Genomic DNA, 5,276 nt, shown 5'->3' with positions numbered 1-5,276 from the left:
GGGGGACCCTGTGGGAGAGTAGGACGCCGCCGAACAATCATTGTGGGAAAGCCCCGCACCAGGTAACTGGTGCGGGGCTTTTCTGCGTTTACGGGCCGGGTGGTATTCCGTAGCATCGGCGCATGCCCAGCCTTCGGTTGCTCCGCTTCGACCATGCGCCGGCACTCCTCGCTTTCGAGCGCGAGAACCGGGACTACTTCGCCGCCTCGGTTCCCGACCGCGGCGACGCCTACTTCGCCGGCTTCGAGCAGCGACACCAGGAGCTGATGGCCGAGCAGCAGGCCGGCCTCCACTTCTTCCACGTCCTGGTGGACGACGGCGACCGGGTGCTGGGACGGGTCAACCTGATCGACGTGGCCGACGGCTCCGCCGAACTCGGCTACCGGATCGCAGAACGGGCGGCCGGCCAGGGCCTGGCAACTGCAGCGGTCCGTGCGGTGTGCGTCCTGGCGGGTGCGGACTACGGCCTCACCTCGCTGAGGGCCGTCACCACCCTCGACAACGCGGCCTCTCGAACCGTGCTGACCCGTACCGGCTTCCTCCCCGCGGGCGAGCTCCTCCTGGACGGGCGGCCCGGCATGGGGTTCGTGAGGCCGTTGGACGACGGCTCCGGTCCTGACGGCGGTACCGGGTCCGGTTGAACGGCGGGATGACGAGCGAGGAGGACGCGGACGCGGTGGAGATCCTGGAGACCGTCTGGAGTTGGGAGCGTTCGCTGCCGCTCAAGTATGTACTGGTCAGCGAGGAATGGGACGACGAGCTGATCGTGTGGGCCCACTGCGCCGACGCTGACGGGCTGGTCGTCGAATCTGCGCCGCGTCGGCAACGGCTGACGCTCGTGGGCGGCAGCCCGACCGGACGGCTGCTCAAGGCTGCTGAGCAACTCCGCGACCGACCGGGGACGCCCATCGACCTCGGGGCGCTCGGTCTCATCGCGGAGTTCCGCGTGCCCGGAGCGGATCCCGCCGGCGACCCGTTCCACGCCTACGACACCGACCACTGGGAACTGCTCGCCCCGGTCCTGATCGACTGCCAACCCGCCGCCAACGACGCGACGTTGGTGGATCTCGTCATCGAGGCCGAGACGGACGGCCCGGTATGGCGAGGCGAGCCCGCGGAAGCCGAATGGGAGCTGTTCAACGGTTCGGGAGGAGGCAATCTGGGTGCCTGCCACCGGGTGGAGGGCCTGTACGGCGAACGCCCCTTTCCCGCCCCGCCGCCGATGCGGCTGATCGGCTGCCAACCCGGTGAGCGGCTGTTGCGGCGGCTCGTGCGTCCGCGCGGCGACGGCGACCGCGTCACGCTCCTGGCCGTGGACCGGACGGGCCGGGTCATGCGCCACCAGGAGCACCTGCGCTTGCAGGTCATCGCCTCCCGCCCTTCCCAACTCGGCGGCGGGGCCCTCGTCGACCTGTGGTTGCGTGAAGGCCCTGCGGACCGGCCCGATCCTGCCGTCCGACCGGTGTGGGACGCCTGGTTCGAGGGGGCGCCGGCCGAGCCCGGTGGATGGACCGGCTTCTCCCCGGAGGGCCGGAGGGAATGGGCCGCCTTCGCCGCCGCCAGGTCGGATACCGGCAGTCAACTGCCGGGATACGTAAGGCATCTGGACGGTCGGCACGTCACGGACATCCCCGGATTCGTGTGCGCGATCGGCGAGGCCTTCGCAGGGCCCGGCGGTCACTTCAACCAGTGCTGGCACACGTTGCGAGGCTGCCCGTGCGGCGGGGACGTGCCGAGCTCGCCGTTCACGCTGATCTGGCACGACGCGGATGTCGCGACGCGCGCGCTCGCCGCGGTGACCGTGGACACGGCGGGGGAGACGCCCTACCTGGACGGCGTACTTCGGCTGCTCGCTCAGGTCGGCATTGCCGTGGAACTCCGCTGATCCTCCGCACGGACGCGCAATCGGACGTGCCGAGCGCAACTGCCGGCCGCAGATGGCCGCGGATGGCTGGGGATCACAGACAAAAGCAAAGGCAAGGAGGGTTGCCCACTCCTTGCCACTATCAAGGTATAGCGGGTGGGGGGTCTTGCGGCAAGACCCGGGTCGTGCCGCAGAATTGCCGACCTGAGCCGTAACCGGCGGATATCCGGGGTTCGCGAAGTGCGTGCGCCTTTGGCGGTGTACGCGCCTGAGGTGACTGGGCCGGGGGCGGCTGGGCCAAGGGCGGCTCCGCATGGGCGCCGCATCCGGGCCCGTATGCGCCGCACCGGCGTTGAACTCGCGGCGCCGAGCGAACGGGTACGTGCGTGAGTGCGCGGTCCCGCGAACCGTGTGGGGCGGCCGGCGAAATCAATCTCGTTGAGTGGGGCGTATTTCATGGTGGACGTGATCGTGGTCGGTGGCGGACCGACCGGCTTGATGCTCGCCGCGGAGTTGCGGCTGCACGGCGTGGACGTGCTCGTGCTGGAGAAGGAGACGGAGCCGATCAGGCGCTCCCGCGCCCGCGGGCTGCACGCGCGCAGCATCGAGGTGATGGACCAGCGCGGCCTGGCGGAGCGGTTCCTCCCGCTCGGGGAGAAGTTCGCGGTCGGCGGCTTCTTCGCGGGGATCAGTACGGCGTGGCCCGCCCGGCTGGACACCACGCACTCGTACGTCCTCGCCATCCCGCAGGCCGTCACCGAGCGCCTGCTGACCGAGCGCGCCACCGAGCTCGGTGTCGGGATCCGGCGCGGCTGCGAGCTGGTCGCGCTGAGCCAGGACGAGCAGGGGGTGACCGTCGGCCTGGCGGACGGTACGCAGCTGCGTTCGCGCTATCTCGTCGGCTGCGACGGTGGCCGCAGCACGGTGCGTCGGATGATCGGGGTCGACTTTCCGGGGGAGCCGTCCAGGACCGAGACGCTGCTGGGGGACATGGAGGTGGGCGTGCCCCCGGAGACGCTGGGCGCGGTGATCGCCGAAGTCCGCAAGACGCAGCTGCGGTTCGGCGCGATCCCCGAGGGGGAGGGGGTGTACCGCTTCATCGTGCCGGCCGACGGGGTGACCGAGGACCGCACGACCGCGCCGACGCTGGAGGAGTTCAAGGAGCGGTTGATGGCTGTCGCGGGCACGGACTTCGGGGTGCACTCGGCTCGCCGGCTGTCCCGGTTCGGCGATGCCACCCGCCTGGCCGAGCGATACCGGGTCGGCCGGGTACTCCTGGCCGGCGACGCCGCCCACATCCATCCGCCGACCGGCGGGCAGGGTCTCAACCTCGGTGTCCAGGACGCGTTCAACCTCGGTTGGAAGCTGGCCGCAGAAGTGGCCGGATGGGCGCCGGAGGGGTTGCTGGACAGCTACCACGCCGAACGGCACCCGGTGGCAGCCGATGTGCTGGACAACACCCGCGCGCAGATGGAACTGCTGTCCCCCGAACCCGGTGCCCGGTCGGTACGTCGGCTCCTGGCGGAGCTGATGGAGTTCGAGGAGGTGAACGAGTACCTGATCGAGAAGATCACCGCGATCGGGGTCCGCTACGACTTCGGAGAGGGCCACGAACTGCTCGGTCGCCGGATGAAGGACGTGGAGCTGAAGCGGGGGCGTCTCTACGAGCTGATGCACGAGGGACGCGGACTCCTGCTTGACCGGACGGGCCGGCTCTCGGTGGTGGGCTGGGCGGACCGGGTCGACCACGTCGTAGACGGGAGCGATCAACTGGACGTTCCCGCAGTGCTGTTGCGCCCGGACGGGCATGTTGCGTGGGTCGGCGACGACCAGCAGGACCTGCTCGACCGACTGCCGAGGTGGTTCGGCTCCGCCACCGGCTGAGTCGAACCCGCGACCACTGGGTGTGGGCCGCGCGGGACGCCGGCCGTCATCAGCAGTGAGGGACCTGCCCGGAGGCGGCTCGGACGGCGGGGGTGAGCGGCCCGGGTGGGGCAGGGGCCGCCAGGGTCGGGCCGGCCCGATCTCGGGGATCCGGGGTGGTGGACCTGACTCGCCCCAGGCCGGTGAGGACAATGTCGCGGCCCACGACCCCCTCCTCGACCCCGTCCGCGGTGACCAACGTGCCGTTTGCAGTGGCCCGGAAGCCGAGGCATGGGCACGGGTATGGATCGAGGCCGGCCGGACGCCCAGCAACACGAACCTCCCTCACCGTCCCGTGCGCGGCATCGGGCTGCGCGAACCAGGGGCCCCATGGGGCTGTGGTCCTACGGGGCACACGTTGCTGCACGGCGCCCTCCCCGCTGTGTCTGCCGCGTATACGGAGAGGGGAGAGCCGGCGTCGAGGCCGCCCCCGCCGGCGCGGACGATGTCGTCGTGGTCGCCGGCCTCGGCGCCGGGTGCATCACCCTGATGACGGCAGTCCGGACGTCCCGGTCTTCCGTGCGGGGAAGCGGTGGCCCGCGGGGGTCCCGGCGGAAGCGCTCTGGAGGCCTGGGCAGCTGGGCTCAGGCGCTCCACCAGTCGGCGCTCGCGCAGCCCATTTCGTAGTGCCACCACCCTTCCTCCTGGCCGCGGACCAGGAGGGCCTTGATCCCGGTGAAGTCCGAGCCGGCCGGAGCGGTGAGGGCGACCATGGGGAACTCCGCGCTGAAGACCTCGCCTCCGATCCCGAACGGGGAGAAGTGCTGGTGCACCGCCGCAGCACTTCGGCCCAGCGGACCGGTCGGGACGGGGACGACCCGGATCGTGCAGTTTCCCGACGAACCGACGCGGCCCACGGCCCAGTGGACCCCGTCCGAGTCGGTGCGGAAACGTACGACGTCGCCCTCGGCCACCCCGTCCTGGAAGAAGGGGGCGTTTCGAACGCTGGCGGTGTCGGGACCCACCTTCGCCGCCCAGAGCCCTTCGGTGTCCATGGCCATCCACCCCTCACGAGGGACGAACCGGAACCAGACCTTGATCTCCTCCACCGCGTTCTCCATGCAGGCCATCATGCGCGGAGCGCAGCTACAGCCGGTGCGGGCGCTCGCAAGCGGTGGCGGCCTCCTTCCGCACCACGGACCTGGGCGACTGCGGAACGAGGCCGCCCGGCCTCGTTTTGACTCCCCCCAGGCAGGGTTGTAGAGTTAAACGGTTGCCTCGAACCGGACAGGTTCGGCAACAACACCCCACACCTCACAAGGACTTCGATTCTCGTGAGGTGTACTCGACTCTTCATTCGAGAACGTCGAAGCCGGGAAATCCGGTGGCGAACTTCTGATAGAGTCGGAATCGCCGGAAAGGAAAAGCGCGAAAGCGCAGGACCTGGAAAGCATCGAGGAAATCGGGCCCGAGAGAGTCTGATAGAGTCGGAAACGCAAGAACAACAGAACGAAAGCCCGGAGGAAAGCCCGAGAGGGTGAGTACAAAG

General features: G+C 69.8%; 5 protein-coding genes. 3 read left to right on the top strand and 2 right to left on the bottom strand.

Going from position 1 to position 5,276, the window contains the following annotated elements; all coding sequences use genetic code 11:
* The first annotated feature begins 122 nt into the window (after positions 1-122).
* The 3 genes from ACFVS6_RS42755 (at position 123) to rox (ending at position 3,748) form a co-directional block, all read left to right on the top strand.
* Positions 123-641, top strand: coding sequence for a GNAT family N-acetyltransferase (locus tag ACFVS6_RS42755; RefSeq protein ID WP_389711941.1), 519 nt, complete (start codon positions 123-125; stop codon positions 639-641).
* Positions 642-649: 8 nt separating this feature from the next.
* A complete protein-coding gene (locus ACFVS6_RS42750; RefSeq protein WP_389711939.1) occupies positions 650-1,885 on the top strand; it encodes a hypothetical protein in 1,236 nt (411 codons plus the stop codon).
* A 435-nt stretch (positions 1,886-2,320) separates the two neighbouring features.
* Entirely contained in the window at positions 2,321-3,748 is a 1,428-nt protein-coding gene (gene rox / locus ACFVS6_RS42745) for a rifampin monooxygenase (protein ID WP_389711938.1), read from the top strand.
* 623 nt (positions 3,749-4,371) lie between these two features.
* On the opposite strand, the gene ACFVS6_RS42740 is transcribed toward rox, so the two are convergent.
* Both ACFVS6_RS42740 and ACFVS6_RS42735 read right to left on the bottom strand, forming a co-directional pair.
* Positions 4,372-4,848, bottom strand: coding sequence for a DUF4265 domain-containing protein (locus tag ACFVS6_RS42740; RefSeq protein ID WP_389711937.1), 477 nt, complete (start codon positions 4,846-4,848; stop codon positions 4,372-4,374).
* A gap of 232 nt (positions 4,849-5,080) precedes the next feature.
* Positions 5,081-5,276: hypothetical protein (locus tag ACFVS6_RS42735; protein WP_389711936.1), on the bottom strand; the 196-nt coding region annotated here is incomplete at its 5' end.

It is taken from the genome of Streptomyces sp. NPDC057939, from assembly GCF_042887545.1.
Lineage (GTDB): Bacteria > Actinomycetota > Actinomycetes > Streptomycetales > Streptomycetaceae > Streptomyces.
Note: the sequence above shows the minus strand (reverse complement) of the source record. Positions and strands in the feature narration are given on the sequence as shown.

What these genes read in the sequence shown, in the direction of transcription:
- ACFVS6_RS42755 (WP_389711941.1), top strand. Translation starts at nt 123, where the DNA reads ATGCCCAGCCTTCGGTTGCTCCGCTTCGACCATGCGCCGGCACTCCTC.
- ACFVS6_RS42750 (WP_389711939.1), top strand. Translation starts at nt 650, where the DNA reads ATGACGAGCGAGGAGGACGCGGACGCGGTGGAGATCCTGGAGACCGTC.
- rox (WP_389711938.1), top strand. Translation starts at nt 2,321, where the DNA reads ATGGTGGACGTGATCGTGGTCGGTGGCGGACCGACCGGCTTGATGCTC.
- ACFVS6_RS42740 (WP_389711937.1), bottom strand. Translation starts at nt 4,848, where the DNA reads ATGGAGAACGCGGTGGAGGAGATCAAGGTCTGGTTCCGGTTCGTCCCT.